The 19,816-nt window shown below is 38.9% G+C and carries 17 protein-coding genes, 1 tRNA gene and 1 pseudogene; 2 read left to right on the top strand and 17 right to left on the bottom strand.

The annotated features are described in order from the left end of the window. Positions 1 to 44 precede the first annotated feature (44 nt). The 11 genes from LK416_03990 to LK416_03940 all read right to left on the bottom strand — a co-directional run bounded on the left by LK416_03990 (position 45) and on the right by LK416_03940 (position 11,887). Positions 45 to 563: a GNAT family N-acetyltransferase gene (locus tag LK416_03990; GenBank protein UEA75351.1), complete on the bottom strand. Its 519-nt coding sequence runs from the start codon at positions 561 to 563 to the stop codon at positions 45 to 47. A gap of 120 nt (positions 564 to 683) precedes the next feature. Continuing rightward, a complete protein-coding gene (locus tag LK416_03985) occupies positions 684 to 1,127 on the bottom strand; it encodes a GNAT family N-acetyltransferase (GenBank protein ID UEA75350.1) in 444 nt (147 codons plus the stop codon). Positions 1,128 to 1,132: 5 nt separating this feature from the next. Then, the gene (locus LK416_03980; protein UEA75349.1) at positions 1,133 to 1,597 is read right to left on the bottom strand and encodes a GNAT family N-acetyltransferase; all 465 of its coding nucleotides are present in this window, start codon (positions 1,595 to 1,597) and stop codon (positions 1,133 to 1,135) included. Positions 1,598 to 1,734: 137 nt separating this feature from the next. After that, a complete protein-coding gene (locus LK416_03975) occupies positions 1,735 to 3,078 on the bottom strand; it encodes an MATE family efflux transporter (protein ID UEA75348.1) in 1,344 nt (447 codons plus the stop codon). Positions 3,079 to 3,141: 63 nt separating this feature from the next. Beyond that, on the bottom strand, positions 3,142 to 4,011 hold the full coding sequence (locus LK416_03970; GenBank protein ID UEA75347.1) for an AraC family transcriptional regulator: 870 nt from the start codon (positions 4,009 to 4,011) through the stop codon (positions 3,142 to 3,144). Positions 4,012 to 4,019: 8 nt separating this feature from the next. Continuing rightward, complete coding sequence (locus LK416_03965) at positions 4,020 to 5,342, bottom strand: MATE family efflux transporter (GenBank protein ID UEA75346.1); 1,323 nt, start codon at positions 5,340 to 5,342, stop codon at positions 4,020 to 4,022. Positions 5,343 to 5,503: 161 nt separating this feature from the next. Further along, positions 5,504 to 6,229, bottom strand: a complete 726-nt coding sequence (locus LK416_03960) for a TMEM165/GDT1 family protein (GenBank protein ID UEA75345.1) — start codon at positions 6,227 to 6,229, stop codon at positions 5,504 to 5,506. Between the two features lie 15 nt (positions 6,230 to 6,244). Then, positions 6,245 to 7,246, bottom strand: coding sequence for a calcium/sodium antiporter (locus LK416_03955; GenBank protein ID UEA75344.1), 1,002 nt, complete (start codon positions 7,244 to 7,246; stop codon positions 6,245 to 6,247). Between the two features lie 388 nt (positions 7,247 to 7,634). Further along, positions 7,635 to 9,617 (bottom strand): InlB B-repeat-containing protein, encoded by a 1,983-nt coding sequence (locus tag LK416_03950; protein ID UEA75343.1) that lies wholly within the window; start codon positions 9,615 to 9,617, stop codon positions 7,635 to 7,637. 315 nt (positions 9,618 to 9,932) lie between these two features. Beyond that, positions 9,933 to 11,564 (bottom strand): chaperonin GroEL, encoded by a 1,632-nt coding sequence (groL, locus tag LK416_03945; protein UEA75342.1) that lies wholly within the window; start codon positions 11,562 to 11,564, stop codon positions 9,933 to 9,935. 35 nt (positions 11,565 to 11,599) lie between these two features. Further along, positions 11,600 to 11,887: a co-chaperone GroES gene (locus tag LK416_03940; protein UEA75341.1), complete on the bottom strand. Its 288-nt coding sequence runs from the start codon at positions 11,885 to 11,887 to the stop codon at positions 11,600 to 11,602. Positions 11,888 to 12,234: 347 nt separating this feature from the next. On the opposite strand from LK416_03940, the gene LK416_03935 reads away from it, so the two are divergent. Continuing rightward, positions 12,235 to 12,954, top strand: a complete 720-nt coding sequence (locus tag LK416_03935) for a DUF6062 family protein (GenBank protein ID UEA75340.1) — start codon at positions 12,235 to 12,237, stop codon at positions 12,952 to 12,954. A gap of 241 nt (positions 12,955 to 13,195) precedes the next feature. On the opposite strand, the gene LK416_03930 is transcribed toward LK416_03935, so the two are convergent. From LK416_03930 to LK416_03920, 3 genes are all read right to left on the bottom strand, one after another. Next, the gene (locus LK416_03930) at positions 13,196 to 13,810 is read right to left on the bottom strand and encodes a hypothetical protein (protein ID UEA75339.1); all 615 of its coding nucleotides are present in this window, start codon (positions 13,808 to 13,810) and stop codon (positions 13,196 to 13,198) included. A gap of 19 nt (positions 13,811 to 13,829) precedes the next feature. Further along, a complete protein-coding gene (locus LK416_03925; GenBank protein ID UEA75338.1) occupies positions 13,830 to 15,494 on the bottom strand; it encodes a glutamine--tRNA ligase/YqeY domain fusion protein in 1,665 nt (554 codons plus the stop codon). A 146-nt stretch (positions 15,495 to 15,640) separates the two neighbouring features. Then, a complete protein-coding gene (locus LK416_03920) occupies positions 15,641 to 16,573 on the bottom strand; it encodes a DDE-type integrase/transposase/recombinase (GenBank protein UEA75337.1) in 933 nt (310 codons plus the stop codon). Positions 16,574 to 16,754: 181 nt separating this feature from the next. On the opposite strand from LK416_03920, the gene LK416_03915 reads away from it, so the two are divergent. Next, a tRNA-Thr gene (locus tag LK416_03915) sits at positions 16,755 to 16,827 on the top strand. 728 nt (positions 16,828 to 17,555) lie between these two features. On the opposite strand, the pseudogene LK416_03910 reads toward LK416_03915, so the two are convergent. The 3 genes and pseudogenes from LK416_03910 to LK416_03900 form a co-directional block, all read right to left on the bottom strand. Beyond that, positions 17,556 to 17,783 (bottom strand): annotated as a pseudogene (locus LK416_03910) (cysteine-rich small domain-containing protein). Positions 17,784 to 17,813: 30 nt separating this feature from the next. Further along, positions 17,814 to 19,088, bottom strand: a complete 1,275-nt coding sequence (locus tag LK416_03905; GenBank protein UEA75336.1) for an MBL fold metallo-hydrolase — start codon at positions 19,086 to 19,088, stop codon at positions 17,814 to 17,816. Between the two features lie 111 nt (positions 19,089 to 19,199). Continuing rightward, positions 19,200 to 19,802 (bottom strand): sigma-70 family RNA polymerase sigma factor, encoded by a 603-nt coding sequence (locus tag LK416_03900; GenBank protein ID UEA75335.1) that lies wholly within the window; start codon positions 19,800 to 19,802, stop codon positions 19,200 to 19,202. Between the last annotated feature and the right edge of the window lie 14 nt (positions 19,803 to 19,816).

The following is a 19,816-nucleotide window of genomic DNA, read 5'->3' as shown; positions in this document are numbered from 1 at the left end:
CCTCCAATACTGTTCTTTAAATATTGTTATTCACAACTAGGGAACTATCTTAATTTTTCCCATTCCGCTTTTGTAATTGCATAAGCATATGATATTGTGTTTTTAGAGTCATCATATACTTTAACCCTTTTCATCCCATTCGCTATAGCTGTATTATAAGAACCAACATTTGTATATTTCATATAAGAATAAATAATGTCATAGTCCGTATGTTCAAATGCCCAATCACGGACTGCGATTGCAGCCTCTTTTCCAAACCCCTTACGCCAATATTTTTTGTAAATATGATATCCTATTTCCGGAAGCATTTCTCCATCAATATTTTGAATAGTAATTCCACAATCACCGATAAATTCGCCTGTTTTTTTTAACACAACCGCCCATAGCCCAAAACCATATTTTTCATAATTTTCCAAATTCCAAGAAATCCATCCTTTTGTTCTTTCAACATCAAAAGGTGCTGGATAATGCTGCATTGTCTCTGGATCAGAAACAATTTCATATAATGCTTCAAAGTCCCCCATTGTATATTCCCTTAGAATAAGTCTTTCTGTTTCTATCATATTGACACCTCCTATTTTATAGATCGATTTATTACCTTCTGTCTTTTCTATTGATTGATGATCATATTGATCTAACAACATTAATGCATCTGTGTATAAACTAACAAATCACAATTTTCTTTATAACCGTCTTCGCAAATATATCATATCCACCAATTGTACTCCATCTTCATATATTGGATGGTCGTAATTATCTGTAAAAAAATGTGGTACGCTATGTGAACGGATAAAACCACACTTTTCATAAAAGGGTATTGTAAGCGGGCTATCCCCTGTTCCCACTTGCAAAATAGCATATTGCTTTCCGTATCTCTCAACAATAAAATCAATTAAAGCTTTTGCATATCCCTTTCCTTGATATTCCGGAACAGTTGCAATATTTTTTATTTCAAGCACACCATTTCCTTCATCGGTAACGACACACTCACATTTAATCCCATTATCATCTAATACATACATTTTGCCTTTATAAAGATAACGGTCTATCATAGTTTCCTGTTCATCTGCCAATAACAGCAAATCAAGATATTGTTTTTTATTTTCTGTGATCTCTATAATCTTCATCCATATCACCCCTCCAAATCCATCACCATACATGAATCAGATGCTTTAAACCCTAACGATTCATACAAAGGTCTTCCCATCTCGGTTGCATCCAGGCTTATTTCTGTCACACCATTTTCTTTTGCCTCATCAATCAAAATCTCAACCATTTTCTTAGAAATTCCTCTTCTTCTATAATCTGCGCGAGTATAGACATTCATTAAATGCGCCCGATTACCTGTTGGATGCGAAAAGGTTGGCATAATCCATGTATAGGATAAGCTTGCACAGCCTACAAGAGTTTCTCCATCAGACGCAATAACTGTAGTCTGTTCCCCTGACTCAAAATATCTTCTGCTCTCAGAGATAAAATTCTCGTCATATTCATACTCACCGGACAAGCCATTCACTTCTCTAAGCATTTCAAGTCTCAGCTTCATCAGAATTTTCATATCAGCATTTGTAGTCTTTCTGTATATAATCTTGTTCATTTCCTACCTCCCTTAACAATCTATCCAACAGCATCTACCGATTGTTTATAAACATTTCAAAATTTCATCTCTTACAAACGCGTAAATCGATTTTAATCACTCAAATTCTTTTATATCATTCCAACTTCTTTCCCTTATTAATTGCTGTATAATTTTAGTTGAATAATCGAGCTTTTTCTAAGTGCCACATACGAAATCAGAAAGTTTGCAAACCAGCCGGCCGGTACAGCAAGCCAGACAAACGCAATACCGAAACGGGGTGCAAAAATCAATGCAACCGACAATCGTATCGCAAGGTTTACCATATTTGCAATGAGAAACGGACGCATAATCCCAAGTCCGCGAAGGACTCCGTCAGTTGCCATCTTAATACCCATAAAAATGAAAAAATAACCAAGCCATCTCATATAATCGCCAGACACCTGATACGCCAAAGCAGTTCCATCTTTACCAAGAAATAGCGAAGAAATTTGTGTGTGCAGTGTTTCAATGACTACAAAAGCAAGCACTGCAAAACATACATCCAACACCAACGCAGCATGATATCCTTTTTTGATACGTTCAATTTTCTTTGCACCATAGTTCTGGGAAACATATGGTGAAACTGCATTACCAATGGATACGAATATCAATGAAAAAACATTCTCTACTCTCATCGTTGCTGCATAACCTGCAAGAGCCTGCGTGCCGAATGGATTTACAACAGCCTGAACGATCATCATACCAATTGACACTGTAGACTGCTGCAGAACAGACGGAACGGCAATTTGAAGCATAGAAGATAGTTCCTGCCTGTCAAACCAGTTAAAGGGACTTTTATATCGACGCATCCGGCTAAAGAAAATCAAAAGCGAGAACACGGCGGAAATTCCCTGTGCAATAAGAGTTGCGAGAGCGGCACCGAACACACCCAGACCAAGACCGGCTACCAGCCAAATGTCCATAAAAATATTCAAAATAGAAGAAACTATCAAAAGGCCTAACGGAATCTTCGATTCACCGATTGAGTTAAACATCGTTGAAAGAATGTTATACATAAACAGAAACGGAAATCCCACAAAATAAACGCGAAGGTACAACACTGCTTCCTCCAGTATATCAGCAGGTGTTTGTAATGAAGTCATCATAAAACGAGAAAAACAAAAACCGAAAATACCCAAAAGTACGCTTAAAATCAAAAAGCTGATCAAGGATGTTGATACAATTGTTTTCATTTTGCTATAATTTTGGGCACCAAAATAACGACTTACGAGCACTCCCGCCCCTACCCCGGCACCAAGTGCTATACAGATAAAAACATTTGTCAGTGCGGCACATGCGCCAACTGCCGCAAGTGCAGGAGCACCGACATACTGACCAACAATGATTGAATCTGCCATATTGTATACCTGTTGAAAGAAGCTGCCCAGAATCATAGGCATTGCAAATACAGTCAGTGCTTTTATAGGGGCATCTGTAATTAAATATTCATCTTTTGACATTATCATTTTCCTCCATAAAACGTAAAACGTTACAAAATCAGAGCTAACGCGGCCAATACAATGTTATTGCATACAGTCAACTTGCTTTTTTCTGTATTTTAACGGAGAAACTCCGTATGTTTTTTTAAAACTTCTGATAAAATAGCTTATATTTTGATAACCACTCCGCATTGCTGCCTCTGTAACAGAAATATCGGTGTCTTGCAACAGCTGTTTTGCATACTCTAATCGTAAATACGCCACATATTGTGAAAGTGTAATATGAAAATGCTCCTTAAAATATCTGGATATATATTTTTCAGAAAGATGAAATTGCTCCCCAAATTCCTTTAATGATATTTTTCCTGTAAAATTCTGCTGTATATACGAGACCATTTCTTTTTCTACAATGTTTCTACCACTTGTGTTATTTTCTACTATAAATCCTTTTTCCCACATTTCAAGAATAAATTGTAAAAGAATTATTTTGGTCTTTATCTGCGTCGTTATGTTCAACTCTCTTTCACTCTTTTTTGCTTCATATATCTCAATTAACTGCTCACACAATTCTTTTATCGTATCTTTTACACTGGGACTTATCATCAGACGGCCACTGTCTAATGGTTCAAGTAATCTATCATCTAGTATATCATCTGTATAAAAAGATATATATTTCAATGGGAAAAGAAAAGTAAAATAATCTACAGTACCGGTCTTTGAACCCATAAAATGCAGATTGCCCGGTGATACAACGAAGGCATCCCCGGGTTTCCCGATATAGTTCTCTCCTGATATATTTACAGTCAAAAAGCCACTTTTTACATATATAATTTCGAATTCATCATGCCAATGTACCGGTATCTGAAAGGACTGCCCCGCATTCTCTATGTGATATGTACTGAACGGATCATCCTTTGTACCATGTGGTTTATTTTCCTTTAATTCAAAATACATAATCTCTCCTATAATTCTATAAGACTCTTACTTTTCCATTTTCCGCTTTTCCATCGAAGCACCATTCCAACAGCTCTCGCACATTCATCACCTGCCATGGCAATATATGCTCCTACCGCCAGAAAGCCCAAATGTATTCCAAGAAAATATGTACCACCAACCGCAAACAGATACATGAAAATTGCACCCATTATAACCGGAAAAACTGCATCTCCACTGGTTTTTAACGCCTGACTATACACAAGATTTGTCACCCTTCCAAGTTCAAGGAATATATCTATTATTAACAATTTTACAACAAGACTTATCATCTGTGCATCATCCGTAAATATATGCACTATAATGTGTCCGGACAGTGCAAATGTCACAGAGAAGCATGTGGCTATTACAAGGCCATATATCTCTGCTTTTTTTATACCCCTGTCACATTCTTCAAACTCCTTTGCTCCGATTCTCCAGCCTGTCATAATAGCATTAGCCTGTGCCAGTGCAGCTCCTGCACAATATGAGAAATTTGCTATCTGCATAGCATACGAACGAGCTGTGACATTCATTCCGTTCGCATCCATCTGATTCATAAAACGCACTATAAATGTCATTGCTATATTATAAAGTGCTGTTTCAAATGCGGAAGGAAAACCTATTTTAACAATCTGCGCAAATATCTTTCGCGGCACAATACGATCAGGACTTTGTTTTGCTTTTATAAGTACAGCGCCCATCACCGCTACAATAACAAGATTTACAACCCTTGAAATAACCGTGGCAACGGCAACTCCCACTACTCCCCAGTTAAATACAAATAAGAATACCGAATTTAGTATTATATTAAGAACATTTCCAACAATAGTTCCTATCAAGGAATGCTTTGTATATCCAAATACTCTCAAATAGCTGGAAAAAATAGGAATAAGCGCATTTAAAAAACATGTTCCACCAACAATTTTGAGGTATGTTTCAGCCGGTTCAAACAAAGCAGAAGCAATACTTACTATTTTAAGTATTCTGCCGGAAAAAATTGCAAGAACAACAGACATCAGAATACCTATGAACGCATTAAACATAAGTCCAAGCTGTCTGGCCTGATATGCTATCCCGGGTCTTCCCGCTCCTATATTTTGTGACATAACAGCTATCATACCCGATGATATCACTCCAAACATAACAATGAAAACACCTATATAAGTATTTGCTGTTCCCACTGCTCCCACAGCCTGATCACTTACAGATGATAACATAAGTGTATCAACCATCCCTGAAAGCATATAGAATAAAGTTTCCAGGCATATTGGCACAGATAATTGCGATAATGTTTTCCTTTCAACCATCATGTTTTCTCCTTACATACAAATATAACATATATTATCAATAATACGATATATCTTTATGTGTTTCTTGTATAATATCAAACAAAAATGGCACTATTTCTACTATTTCACCGCAATAATCTATCAGAATTGTTAATCTTATCGTTGACATCCAGACTATTTATTTAATGAAATGAGATTTGTATTCTATTCGTTTCCTGTATTTTTTCCCTTTTTTTCTTTTTTCGCCGTACGAAAAGGAATGCACATAAGCCCGCAAATACAACGACTACAGCTATAAGTATCAGCAGTACCGGAATCCGGCAGACACTTGAAGAGATGAGCTTAAGGCCCTGATAAAGTGTATACACACCAAATATCGAGAATATCACAAATGCCAGTGTGTTAAGCAGTCCATCCGGAGTTTTGCTCTTTAAGAGGTAACCGATCAGCATTCCAAGAATGTCCGCTGCAAATAGTCCGAGCGAACAACCGATCCATACAATAAGTGCTGCCCCCATACCTTCATTTGCACCAAATGTTATAGCGGTAAGCTGAGTCTTATCTCCAAGCTCAGCTACAAAAAAAGTACAGAAAACAGCCAATGGCGCAAACTTGATCTTTGATCTTCCGTTTTCTTCTTCCTCTTCGTCGCCATCGGAAACCGTTGATGCTGCGAAGTAAAGAAATGCAAGTGCTGCAATATTCTTAATGAGCCATTCCGGAACAAATTCGCTGACAAGTCCACCTGCAAGAACCGCCAGACCATTCAGTACAAGAATTGCGGCAGCAGTTCCTAATATGATATCTTTTAATTTGTACTTAGACGTAAGAGCAATCAACATAAGCTGTGTCTTATCTCCCATCTCCGCTATGAATTCCGTAAAAAATACCTTTAAAAATAATATCATTTGCTATACCCACATTTATCTTATTACAATATAAACTGCATATACTGCATAGAGAGCAACCATACACAAACCTTCGATTCTTCCGATTTTCTTCTTTGTCCCTGCAAATATCCATACACACACAGTAAATGCAACCAGTACACACAGATCAATAATATTCTCTCTGATTATACTGATCGGACTGATCACTGATGCAATACCAAGTACCATAAGTATGTTAAATATATTTGAACCGATCGCATTACCAAGCGCCATATCAACTTCATTCTTTCTGGCTGCAACAATTGAGGTCACAAGCTCCGGGAGTGACGTGCCTATCGAAACGATTGTAAGTCCGATCAGTGTCTGACTCATTCCGAGATCACTTGCAATTCTTGATGCCGCATCAACGGTCACATCCCCTCCGACTGCAATCGCTATTGCTCCGCCAACGATAAACAGAATACTGACCGGAACGGATACAAGCTTAATTTCCTCATCCGAGCCACCTTCAATCTCAACTTTCTTTCCTTCTTTGTTGGCCTTTAATGCAATCCTGATCATGTAAAAAATGTATCCTGCAAATAAACCAATAAATATAGCACCATCCATATGTCCCAACGTCATGCCTGTTTTGTCTCCAAGGCCGATTATTCCTAAAAGCATTAAGAGTCCGGCACATATAAGCGAAAGCGGAATATCTCTCTTTATCGTTTCTCCTGCAACATTTACTGTGGCTAATATTGCACATACTCCGATAACAACCATCAGATTAAAAATATTAGAACCAACTACATTACTAACTGCAAGTTCATTATTGCCTGCTATTGATGCTGATACACTGACCGCTGTTTCCGGAAGTGATGTTCCCATCGCAACAATTGTAAGTCCAATAATTATAGATGGAACATGCAGTCTCTTTGCTACACTCGAGCTTCCCTCTACAAAAAAATCCGCTCCTTTGATCAGCAGTACAAAACCGATCACAAGAATTACAATTACAAGAGCAAACGGGGCATTGTTAATGAATTTTTCCATATTGTTCTCCTTTTTCTCTATCCATACCAGTGATGTCAGCCGAACTGTCTGCTACTATAAAGTATGTCCGACAGATTAAAAAAGACTCATGTATATCAATTATCCGCCGGTGTATATTACACAAGCTGTTAATCGATATACATGAGTCTCATTATTTAAGATTTGCCAGATTATACTCTCTTATTATAATCAGAATGTTGACAAATCACACTTTCGCGCTAACTACTCCCTCATGGAATATTAAGTTACTCGATAAATATTATCAAATGTATCCATGTGTGTCAACATCTTATTTTAGAAATATTTATCAGAAACATTTATCAGCAGTGGTCTCAGACTACTGTCCATCCAAGCCACTGCCGAATTTATAACTTCTTTCTATTTACTTTTATTTAACTGTTACCTTTACTTTCTTAGCGCATCCATTTACTGCATAGATATATACATAACAGGTGCCTTTTCCTTTTGCTGTGATCTTGCCATCTTTGGATACAGTTGCTACCTTTTTATTTGATGTGTCATATCTGAATTTTGCTGTATGACCAAAAAGTGGAAGTTTATTATTCTTTTTAACAATAGTTGCTTTTATCTTAGCTGTTTTTCCCTTTTTCAGGCTGTAAGCAGATTTCTTTATCTGAATCTTCTTGACATCTGTTACAGTCGTATTCTTCTTGCCAACCGCATGACCTGTAATGGATTTTCCAATGGTCACTTTCTTGCCGTCAACCTTCTTATATGCAACTACATAACATTTTACATTATCTTTCTGATTTACAGCCTTCTTGTTCAGCTTATTGATCGTCACAGATAAGGTCTTTGCAGCTTTTACAGACTTAACAACGGTGTATTTTCCCTTCTTACAATATGCCATATATACATCATATCCATCTGCTTTTGCAACCTTACCCCACGTTACTTTTATCGTCTTTCCTGTAGTGATACTGAACTTGGAGCTTAATGCCTGATCATTTACTTTTGTCCGTTTTGCTTTTACTACTGGCTTTGAAGGCTCTGGATCTGATGGCGTAGACTGCTTCACTGTCCACTTTGCATAAAGAATTGTATTTCCTGTTAAAGCTTTGCCCGGCACAGCCGCCTTTGTGAGTGCCTCGTCTGTGTACCAGCCTGCAAATTCATATTCAGCTTTACTTGTTGTTGGAAGCACATCCGGGAGCTTCTTCTGATGTACGGCTTCAGTTACTTCACTTCCGCCATTTGTGTTATATGTAATCTTATATCCAAGGTTATCATTCTCGATAACTGTATATGGAACATTTCTCTCTAATGGACTGTTTGAATTTGTTGTATACCAATTAAAATCTGCATATCCAACATCATCTTTATGGTCTTTATGTTCATCCGTCTGCTCAACTTCGTAACACTTCTGGCTTCCAACACCGATTCCAACGCTTATATCATCCGGATCAGAATCAGCAGATGTGATCCAGATCATATGACACTTCTTACATACAGTGATCCATTTATTAGGTGATAGCTGATTACCAAAATAAATCTTGTCCCCAACCTGCACTTCATCTGCTTTTAATACTATCTTTGATGCATCTACAACCTCAGCCGCAGCTTTCTTGTCTGCATCTACGTACTTACAGATTAAGCATGTATATCTGTCTTCACCTGTGGTTCCATATGAATGTTTCTGATAATTTTCCTCCAAATTACTGTGTTCACAGGTTGCCGCATGCCAGTGTCCATAAGCATTACTACTCCAATTATCAGAAAATGTATGCTCATGTGCACCTATTTCTATCCATTTTGCATATAATGTTATATCTTCAAATATTGAAAGTTCTCGCTGAGCTGCCTGTGTACATTCCTCATCTGTGTACCAGCCCTCTAACATATATCCTATTCTGGTCGTCGTTGGAAATATACTCGGTATATGTGTCTGTTTAACAGCATCTGCTATTGCACTACCACCATTTGTATTATATTTAATCGTATATCCAAGATTTGAATTTCCCATAACTGTATATGGAGTATTACTAGGTAAATATTCTCCTGTGAAGTAAAAATTAAACTCACTATATCCAACATAACCGGCATGATCTTTGTGTGCATCTGATCTCATTACAATAGAATTGATTCTGTCTCCAATTCCATATTGCGAAGAGCCACCGTATGTTATCCAGATCATATGACATTGCTTGCAAACTACTATCTGTTTGTCTGGAGATAACTCAGCTCCTACATAAACCGTATCCCCTACCTGTAGAGTCGTAGGATCAATCGTTTCTGACCTGTATTCTGTTGCATTTACTTTCATTGTTCCCATGCCAACAAACATAACAATGCCAACCAGCAAGGCCGTCAGGATGCCTGTAACTTTGTTTTCTTTTAGTCGTCTTACCATATTTTCTTATCCCCTTTCATTCATCTGAATACAACACATAATACAACATATAGTATAATTATATCTGCATATCTCATTATGTTGTTCCAAATAAGTTATTTTCTGGTATTGTACCATAATCATTTCTCCTTACCGGATTCTATGCACGAAATGTCTGAAAAACGGCATGAAATGTTTCACTAGGTCTGGAAATATGGTCTATGCGTGTATAAAAAAAGAAAGATAGCCTGTCACTATCATGTATCTTACACGATAATAAACAATACTATCTTCCTTTTTATTCTCTATTTGAACTTTATGAGTGATATTTTATTTTTACATCATACCCATTCCGCCGCCCATACCTGCACCTGCCGGCATAGCTGGAGCATCTTCCTTAATATCAGCTACAACAGATTCTGTTGTCAGTAATGTAGATGCTACGGATGTTGCGTTCTGTAAAGCACTTCTTGTAACCTTAACAGGATCGATGATACCTGCTTCGATCATATCTACATACTTCTCATTGTATGCATCAAAACCGATACCCGGCTGTGATTCTTTGATCTTATTGATGATAACAGATCCTTCCAGACCGGCATTTGCTGAAATGTGGAATAACGGAGCTTCCATAGCCTTAAGAACTACCTTAGCACCTGTCTTCTCATCGCCTTCAAGGTCTGCAACCAGTTCTGCAACCTTCTTAGCTGCATGAATATATGCTGATCCACCACCTGCGATGATGCCTTCTTCTACAGCAGCTCTGGTAGCATTTAATGCATCTTCCATACGGAGCTTAGCTTCCTTCATCTCTGTCTCAGTAGCTGCACCAACACGGATAACTGCTACACCACCTGCAAGCTTTGCAAGTCTTTCCTGAAGCTTCTCTTTATCAAATTCAGATGTTGTCTCCTCAAGCTGAGCCTTGATAACATTTACTCTGCCCTGGATATCTTCCTTTGTTCCGAATCCATCTACGATAACTGTATTCTCTTTTGTTACCTTTACGCTCTTAGCACGGCCAAGGTCATCTAATGTTGTATCCTTTAAGTCATAACCGAGTTCTTCAGAGATAACCTTACCATTTGTAAGAATAGCGATATCCTGTAACATTTCTTTTCTTCTGTCACCATAACCAGGAGCCTTAACAGCTACAACCTGGAATGTACCTCTTAACTTGTTTACGATCAATGTTGTAAGTGCTTCGCCTTCTACATCTTCCGCAATGATCAAAAGCTTCTGACCACCCTGTACGATCTGCTCAAGTACCGGAAGGATATCCTGAATATTTGAGATCTTCTTATCTGTGATCAGGATGTATGGATTATCAAGTTCTGCAACCATCTTCTCCATATCAGTTGACATGTAAGCTGAAATATATCCTCTGTCGAACTGCATACCTTCTACGAGGTCAAGCTCTGTCTTCATGGACTTGGACTCTTCAATCGTGATAACACCATCGTTTGATACCTTTTCCATAGCATCTGCAACCATCTGCCCTACTTCATCATCACCCGCTGATATAGATGCAACTCTTGCGATCTGCTCTTTGCCGTTGATTGTCTGGCTCATCTCTGAGATTGCTTCTACAGCCTTGTCACAAGCCTTCTTCATACCCTTTCTAAGGATGATTGGATTTGCTCCTGCTGCAAGGTTTTTCATACCTTCATTGATCATTGCCTGAGCAAGAACAGTAGCTGTTGTAGTACCATCACCTGCAACATCATTTGTCTTTGTTGCTACTTCCTTAACGATCTGAGCACCCATGTTCTCAAATGCATCTTCCAGCTCTATATCCTTTGCAATTGTAACACCATCATTTGTGATAAGTGGTGAACCATATGACTTTGCAAGAACTACGTTTCTTCCTTTTGGTCCAAGTGTTACTCTTACTGTATCTGCTAACTGATTTACGCCTGCTTCAAGAGCCTTTCTGGCTTCTGCTCCGTATTTAATTTCCTTTGCCATTTCTTTCTACCTCCAACTGTTTTTCTGCTATCTGATTATTCGCTTACAACTGCAAGAATGTCACTCTGTTTTACGATGATATATTCATCATCACCGAGCTTAACTTCTGTTCCTGCGTATTTAGAATAAATAACTCTGTCTCCTGCCTTTACTTCCATAGGAACCTTAACGCCATCGACAACAGCTCCGGGACCAACTTCTACAACATCTGCATACTGTGGCTTCTCTTTTGCCTGTCCCGGTAATACAATACCTGATTTTGTTGTCTCTTCTGCTACGGACTGTTTTAATACAACTCTGTCTCCTAATGGTACTAATTTCATAATATATATTCCTCCTAACATATTAAATCCGTTCTTATCTGCCTTATGTACTCCGGCAGTTCCTAGCACTCATATCTCTCGAGTGCTAACACAATTATTATTGTATTCATTTTGTGGAAAAAATCAACCCCTAAAATGATAAAAAATATATTAAATGGACAAGGTCTCTTACATTATATGAAATATACCCTGAATTCAGAACGAAAACCGGCGATTTTGATTTGTAAATTCAGGTGTTGCATGATATGCTTCTAATACAGGAATCAAACCGATGATTTCTGACATGATACAGGATAACGCCTGTTCAAAGGCTGCTATCCAAATGATATATAGAAATGGAGAATACTATGGCTGAACAATTATACACAATACCTGTCAACGATGCCTTTCATGCAGACTGTGAATGTCCTCTCTGTCAGATGCAGAAAACGCTGGAGGAACATGCCATCGAATATACGATGGGACCAAGCTATATGGAAGACGATAATCGTGCTATGACAGATAAAATGGGCTTCTGCTCCCATCACATCGGCATGTTATATAAAGAAAAGAATCGTCTGGGACTTGCCCTGATGTTAAAGACACACACTGATAAAACGATCCGGGATCTGAAAGCTTTATCAGAAAAAGGAACTCCTGCAAAACCAGGACTTTTTTCCAAGCAGTCAAATTTTTCCGGTGTCGGTGCATATATCAAAGAACTGGAAAGCTCCTGCTTTATCTGTGACCGTATGAATCGTACCTTTGACCGCTATGTCGATACGATCTTTCATATGTGGAAAAAAGATCCTGAATTCAAGGATACCTTCAAAAGCAGCAAGGGCTTCTGTACTTACCACTACGGTATCCTCTACGATACCTCTGTCACAAAGCTGTCCAAAAACCAATGTGAAGAATTCATAGAAGCTTTGAATCACTTATATTTTGAAAACATGGAACGTGTCAACGGAGATATCGGATGGTTCATCGATAAATTCGACTATCGATTCAAGAATGAACCATGGAAGAACTCAAAGGATGCCCTACCTCGCGGCATAATCAAGGCTAATCATACATTTGTAGAATAAAAAGCGACAATATTACTGCCTGATAAACATAGGATACACACAAAAATACTGTGTACATTGCACTTCACATATTATTCCGCAAAACGCTTTCGCTCTACCCTCAACGCAGCAGTACTAAGTTCGCCGTATTATATGGCTCACTAAGGACTGGCGTTCGGGCAGGTTTGCTTCATAATAGTGAGTGTAATGTACACAGTATTTTTTATATAGTATAAAATTCACAGCAATATTGTCACTTTTTTTACATTGCCTGTTTGGTTACATGACCGCCAAATGCCTGTGCCAGATCATGTGTCCACAGGTATTCACGATATCTTCTGAGCAGGCCTTTGTAAATCACCTTAACATTACTGCTCTTCCGAAAATCATCCGGCCTTACAAGCCCCGGTTGTTTATCGAGAATATGTATACCAGAACATTCTAACACACTTGCCACGAACTGGGAACAGAAATAATTATATTTCCTCTCAATCGCCTTATTTCGTATAACACCATAAAGTCCCCAAAAATTATACCGATAGAGATCAGCATTTGCTTTAAATGCCGCAAGCTCCTGCAGTACATGTCTGTACTGCTTATCTGTCACGGTCAGTTCCAGAACAACACAGCTTGTTTCAACATCTCTGCCAAATATTCCGGTATCAATATCTTCTATAATGAATCCACAGTTGAACGGATTATAGATTCCCTTTCTGGCGAAGCTGTACATCTCCCGAAGCTCCAGATCCAATGCAATGGATGCATGTGCATATGGCTCTTTTGTCCAGAATTTGATGATTCTTGCAGGAACTGTGTGTGTCTTGGAGATCAGGATATATAATTTTCTGTTTTCTAATTCTGATATATCATTTTTCATACTTTTAATAGGCTAAATATTATTTTCCCGGCTTATAGGAACTCTTTAATGAAACAATACGGTTATATACAGGATGCTCCTTAGTAGAGTCTTTGGAATCTACACAGAAAAATCCATTACGAAGGAACTGGAATGCTTCACCAGGTTTTGCATCTTCAAATGCTTTCTCGAGCTTACATCCCTGTAATACGGTCAATGAATTTGGGTTCAGATTCAAAGTACCATCCTCATTCAACTTACCTTTTTCTTCATCCACGATATTCTCATATAAACGAACCTCAGCATCAATTGCACTTTCTGCTGATACCCAATGTATCGTTCCTTTTACCTTTCTTCCTTCGAATCCTGAACCACTCTTGGTTGCAGGATCATAAGTACAGTGAACAACTGTTACATTTCCATCTTCATCCTTCTCATATCCTGTACAGGTTACAAAATATGCATTCTTCAGACGTACCTCATTGCCAGGGAACAGACGGAAATATTTCTTAGGCGGTTCTTCCATGAAATCATCTCTTTCAATATAGAGATATTTGCTGAATGCAACTTCTCTGGAGCCTGCTTCCTCATTTTCCTGATTATTTTCAACCGGCAGATATTCTACCTGATCCTCCGGATAATTATCGATCACCAGCTTGATCGGATTCAGGACTGCCATATAACGGTTTGCTGTAAGCTTCAGATCATCACGCAGACAATACTCAAGCATCGCATAATCAACAGAGCTCTGGCTCTTTGAGATACCAACCAACTCCATAAACTTCTTAATAGAAGAAGCAGTAAATCCTCGTCTTCTGAGTGCTGCGATCGATACAAGTCTTGGATCATCCCAGCCATCTACGATACCATCCTCTACCAGCTTCTTAATATATCTCTTACCTGTAACTACATTTGTCAGATATAACTTTGCAAATTCGATCTGCTTTGGTGGATTCTCATATTCCAGTTCCCGTACTACCCAATCATATAAAGGTCTGTGATCCTCAAATTCCAGTGTACAGATAGAATGCGTTACACCTTCAATCGCATCCTCAATCGGATGAGCAAAATCATACATTGGATAAATACACCACTTATCCCCTGTATTATGATGTGTCATACGGGCAACACGATAGATAACAGGATCGCGCATATTAATATTCGGTGAAGCCATATCGATCTTTGCACGAAGCACCTTGCTTCCATCCGGGAACTCTCCGTTCTTCATTGCTTCAAATAATGCAAGATTTTCTTCAATACTTCTGTCTCTGTATGGGCTGTTTTTACCCGGCTCTGTCAGAGTTCCTCTGTATTCGCGGATCTCATCTGCTGTCAGATCACATACAAATGCCTTGCCTTTCTTGATCAATTTGACTGCTGCTTCATACATCTGGTCAAAATAATTGGATGCAAAGAATACTCTGTCTCCGAAATCGGCACCCAGCCATCTTACATCATCTAATATGGATTCTACAAATTCTGTCTTTTCCTTTGTTGGATTTGTATCGTCAAATCTCAGATTAAACTGTCCGCCATATTCCTGTGCAAGACCATAGTTCAATAATATGGATTTGGCATGTCCTATATGCAAATATCCATTCGGTTCCGGAGGAAATCTTGTGACTACCTTCGTTACCTTGCCCTCCGCTATATCTTTATCAATAATCTGTTCAATAAAATTTTTCCCGATTGATTCTTCTGCCATCATTAATGCCTCCTTCATATAATTAGCATGACTTTTTTAAGTCTATCACATTTTACATAAAGCCTCAACTGCAAATTCTAAAACTCAGCAAAACTCAGTAATTTTCAATAACTTTCAGCAAATCTTGTAGGTTTGTCAAACATATGTTACACAGATGCCAGATAATCCTTTAGTACCTGATTTGGAGATTTCCATCCTAATGGACGCATAGGAAAGTTGTTATAATCCCTGCGATTATACACTTTCAACTGTTTGGCAAAGTCCTCAAAAGAATAAAAAGTATGAGTTGCATAAAAACGCTCATTATCCTTTCGGTGGCTTCTTTCAACTTTCCCGTTATGTCGTGGTGTAAAGGGTCGTATAACTTTATGGCGAATCCCATGCTGCTTCAGATGCACCTGAAATAGTGTGGGTTTATCACGGTGAGTGGTAAAACGATTTGTAAATTCTGCTCCATTATCAGTTTGGATACATTGAATGGGTAACGGAAAGGCTTTCACCAGATGCTCTATAAACATAGCAGAAGAATACGTGTTGTGTTCTTCAAAAGCCTCTACGAAACGCCATCTGGAATACTCGTCAATGGCAGTATACTGAAAGAATTGTTTGCCGATGACCTTGGGGTTTTTGAGGCATGCAGAAGGAACAAATTTTACATCAACCTGTATGCGTTGTCCCGGATAATCCATCTGTTCGTAAGGCTTTGGAATATATTTAGGATTTGGCGGATGAACTGCCATAATTCCCTGCTTACGGAGAAATCTGTATAGTCCAGGGATGGAACGGGAGTAACCACGCTGCTTGAGTTTAACCCAAAAGACAACAAGACCGGCATTGGGATTGCGTCTGCGCATATCAAAGATCAGCTTGATCTCTTCAGGGGTATGTTGGTTTGGATGATGATGGGGTCTGCGAGAGCGGTCACGAAGGGACTCAATAGAACCATCATAACGTCGTTTCCAACGATAAATGTATTGACGGTTGGTTTTATATTTGATAGCAGCTTTGGTGACACCAAACCTTTCAGCGTATTTGATTAAGGATAGACGATACCGCATATCTTGTGTTATAGTAGCCATAGCAGAGAACTCCTTTTTTGTTTTTTTGTTGTGGTGACTAAAATATAACACAAAAGAAGCATCTCTGCTTTTTTTATATTCAGTTGTAACACATGTATTGTAATCCTACAATTTTCAATAACTTTCAGCAAATCTCTTATTGACAAATACGTCATTTTACTATATATTAACTAATGTTGTTGCTACTATAGCTCAGGTGGTAGAGCGCCACATTGGTAATGTGGAGGTCACGGGTCCGACTCCCGTTAGTAGCTCTTTTTTAATGTCCGGATTTATTTATACAGTATTCACATCCAACGGACTGTCCGATACAGTTTTCACAATCGTTCCAGTTCTGTATCAGTGGTTCTTCACTGATCAGATAAATTCCTGCAAGACTCATCATCGGCTCCATTCGTTCTTTATGCCAACTGATTCCAACCTGTTCCGTATCCATCAGGCTGCAAAGAATTCCGGCAGCTTCCAATGGCATTCCATAATAACCGGGTCCAAAAGAAGGACTACAGTAATGCACCAACTCTACACTGTGCTTTCGTTCCAGGTATTTTCTTATCCATTTTCTTACAATATCCATACATGCGATCTGAAAGGTTTCCAGATAATAAGTTCCTAGTAATGAATCCATCTCCTTGATCCGGATCTCCGGGGCATGAAATGCATACAGATATCCCTGTGTAATCTTTGACGGATCTATTCGTTCCAGTATCCGGCATGAAATATTCTTTTTGCCGAGCATAAATCCATCAGACTTAATACAGTCTCTGGAAAATGGCTGCAAAAGTACAGGTACCAGATACCGGTTTCGATTATTGTATCTGGATAAAAAACGCATAACCGTTTTCTCGGCTTCATCCTTATGCTCTTTTCTGCTCTCCGGCTCCATCTGTTCCCATGAAGCAATCTCTGCGATCCGCGCCATGATTTCATCCTTCAGATCCCAAATACTGACGAATACCACACAGTCCTGCTTTTGAAACTGTGCAATCACTGCTTCATACATCTCCGGGCGATGTACGATCGTACAGTTACTGCAATCCCGGATTTTCTGTCCTTTCCCATTTAAGATATAATCAGGACTTCCAAGGCAGTTTTCCTTCAGATACAAGGGGCAATAACAAAACAGACAATTAAAGGAATCTTCATTTTCTATTTTATGGCATGGGAAAAATTCACAATCCCGATTCTGAAAAAATTTGTAATTGTTTTTCATATCCGTTTATCCTCCCATTCTTAACATACCCTATGGATTACAGATCTTACATGGCTCATACCCCTGCGTGATCAGATCATCCCGGCTTCCGATATATTCTTTCTTATTGCTGTCATTCATGCGCTTTACTGAACGGCAGGACGGCTCATGAAACTTTCCTGTATTTGTATTAATAATATAAGTATGCTCTGCTGCCTTTTCTGATCCTGCTTCTATTTCCGTCTGAACTTTCTCTGTCGTACTCTCTCTTGTTACATTATCTGTTTTCGTTGTATCATCCGACAGATTCTGATTTTCTCCCACCCCTGACATATCTGATTGCCGTTCCGGTATAAAAGTAATTGTTTTTCCATCACTGTACGCCTGAATCGTACCATTCAGATCCGTACGATACACCGTGCATCCTACATTTGCCAAACGATCAAGCACTTCTTCGGTCGGATGTCCATATGAATTATCTGCCCCAACGCTGATTACCGCATAACCGGGCTTAACAGCCTCTAACATCTCTTTTGTTGTGGCATTTCTGCTGCCGTGATGACTGACCATCAGAACGTCACTGGAAAGTTCCTCTCCGGATGCGATCATTGCCTGCTCACCGGCTTCTTCTCCATCCCCATAGATCAGGAATGAAGTATCCCCATATGTCATACGAATTCCAACAGAATTATCATTTTCATTATCATCACTATAAGTGATTGGTGCTACTATCGTAAATACCGCATCACCAAAGGTATAAGAATCCCCTGCCTTTGGGAATGTAACAGTCAGGTTCTGCGCCGCAAGCTTATCCATCAACGAATCATAGATCTTTGTATCTGCATCATAATCCGGGCCGATAAAAGTCTCTGTGTCAAATACATTCAACACACCCACCAGACCATTTATATGATCAGAATCATAATGGCTCGCGATCACATAATCAAGTGACTCTATATTCTGTTTTTTCAGGTATGCCACGACAAATGAAGACGCTGACGACGGACCTCCATCCATCATCATGTAATGGTCATCACAGGAAAATAACACCGCATTCCCCTGCCCGACATCTAAGAAAGTAACTGTAAGTCCGGCAAAATCGTCTGTTGTGCCCCCGGTATTCGCTTCCGAGGCTATCTGCTCATCTGACGTAGCTTCCGTACTGTCAATCGATTCTGTTATATTCTCTGTTGTATTTCCTGTCTGATTTTCGTTCGTTTCATCCGATAAATCCAGACATCCTGAAAAAAGCCCAAGGACAAAGCACATGCCGACAATGATCATCACTTTCCTCAGGCCATTTTTTTTATTTATAGAATTTATCATAAGCTGCTCCCCCAGAATCATATCTTTTGCTCAGTTTTTTCATAGGTCATTTGTCACTATCGAATTATTCTTTGCAATTTCCAGACCTGACCCTGTTTATTAAATATATATTTAATCCTGTTCTATATCCCGTAATTTCTTTCGTATTCGCTGGATCGCATTATCGATAGATTTATACGGCTTGCCAAATGCTTCCGCTAGCTCATCATAGCTTTTTCCGGCAAGATATCCTTCTAACACCTGTCTTTCAAATTTGCTGAGTTTTTTATCAATCGCTTCCGCAAGCTTCTGGGATTCCAACTGCCCAAGCATCTGATTCTCCGGTTCAAATGCTTGGTCTGCCTGCAGCTCATCCACAAGCGCAACATCATCGTCATTTTCCGTATAAAATGATACATAATAATTAAGGGGAGAATGCTTCTTCCTATTCGACAGCTTCACCGCAGTGATCAACTGTCGCTTGATACACAGATTTGCAAATGTAGAAAAAGATGCCCCTTTGCTTCCGTCAAAGCTTCGGATAGCTTTAATGAGCCCTATCATTCCTTCCTGAATGATGTCCTCATTTTCTGCACCGATAATATACAGGGCACGGCTCTCTTTCTTTACGATTCCCATATACTTTTTGATCAGATATTCAAAGGCGGCATTATCATTTTCTTCCCGGATCAACCGGATATTTTCTTCATCGGTATTTGTTTCATACACACCCACGACGCTGGTACTCC

The sequence above is a fragment of the Lachnospiraceae bacterium GAM79 genome, from assembly GCA_020735665.1.
Classification (GTDB): domain Bacteria; phylum Bacillota; class Clostridia; order Lachnospirales; family Lachnospiraceae; genus Coprococcus.
This window is presented reverse-complemented; position numbering and strand designations above follow the sequence as displayed.

What these genes read in the sequence shown, in the direction of transcription:
- LK416_03985 (UEA75350.1), bottom strand. Translation starts at nt 1,127, where the DNA reads ATGAAGATTATAGAGATCACAGAAAATAAAAAACAATATCTTGATTTG.
- LK416_03980 (UEA75349.1), bottom strand. Translation starts at nt 1,597, where the DNA reads ATGAACAAGATTATATACAGAAAGACTACAAATGCTGATATGAAAATT.
- LK416_03925 (UEA75338.1), bottom strand. Translation starts at nt 15,494, where the DNA reads ATGGCAGAAGAATCAATCGGGAAAAATTTTATTGAACAGATTATTGAT.
- LK416_03965 (UEA75346.1), bottom strand. Translation starts at nt 5,342, where the DNA reads ATGATGGTTGAAAGGAAAACATTATCGCAATTATCTGTGCCAATATGC.
- LK416_03920 (UEA75337.1), bottom strand. Translation starts at nt 16,573, where the DNA reads ATGGCTACTATAACACAAGATATGCGGTATCGTCTATCCTTAATCAAA.
- LK416_03955 (UEA75344.1), bottom strand. Translation starts at nt 7,246, where the DNA reads ATGGAAAAATTCATTAACAATGCCCCGTTTGCTCTTGTAATTGTAATT.
- LK416_03970 (UEA75347.1), bottom strand. Translation starts at nt 4,011, where the DNA reads ATGTATTTTGAATTAAAGGAAAATAAACCACATGGTACAAAGGATGAT.
- LK416_03930 (UEA75339.1), bottom strand. Translation starts at nt 13,810, where the DNA reads ATGAAAAATGATATATCAGAATTAGAAAACAGAAAATTATATATCCTG.
- LK416_03950 (UEA75343.1), bottom strand. Translation starts at nt 9,617, where the DNA reads ATGGTAAGACGACTAAAAGAAAACAAAGTTACAGGCATCCTGACGGCC.
- LK416_03975 (UEA75348.1), bottom strand. Translation starts at nt 3,078, where the DNA reads ATGTCAAAAGATGAATATTTAATTACAGATGCCCCTATAAAAGCACTG.
- LK416_03940 (UEA75341.1), bottom strand. Translation starts at nt 11,887, where the DNA reads ATGAAATTAGTACCATTAGGAGACAGAGTTGTATTAAAACAGTCCGTA.
- LK416_03960 (UEA75345.1), bottom strand. Translation starts at nt 6,229, where the DNA reads ATGATATTATTTTTAAAGGTATTTTTTACGGAATTCATAGCGGAGATG.
- LK416_03905 (UEA75336.1), bottom strand. Translation starts at nt 19,088, where the DNA reads ATGATAAATTCTATAAATAAAAAAAATGGCCTGAGGAAAGTGATGATC.
- LK416_03935 (UEA75340.1), top strand. Translation starts at nt 12,235, where the DNA reads ATGGCTGAACAATTATACACAATACCTGTCAACGATGCCTTTCATGCA.
- LK416_03990 (UEA75351.1), bottom strand. Translation starts at nt 563, where the DNA reads ATGATAGAAACAGAAAGACTTATTCTAAGGGAATATACAATGGGGGAC.
- groL (UEA75342.1), bottom strand. Translation starts at nt 11,564, where the DNA reads ATGGCAAAGGAAATTAAATACGGAGCAGAAGCCAGAAAGGCTCTTGAA.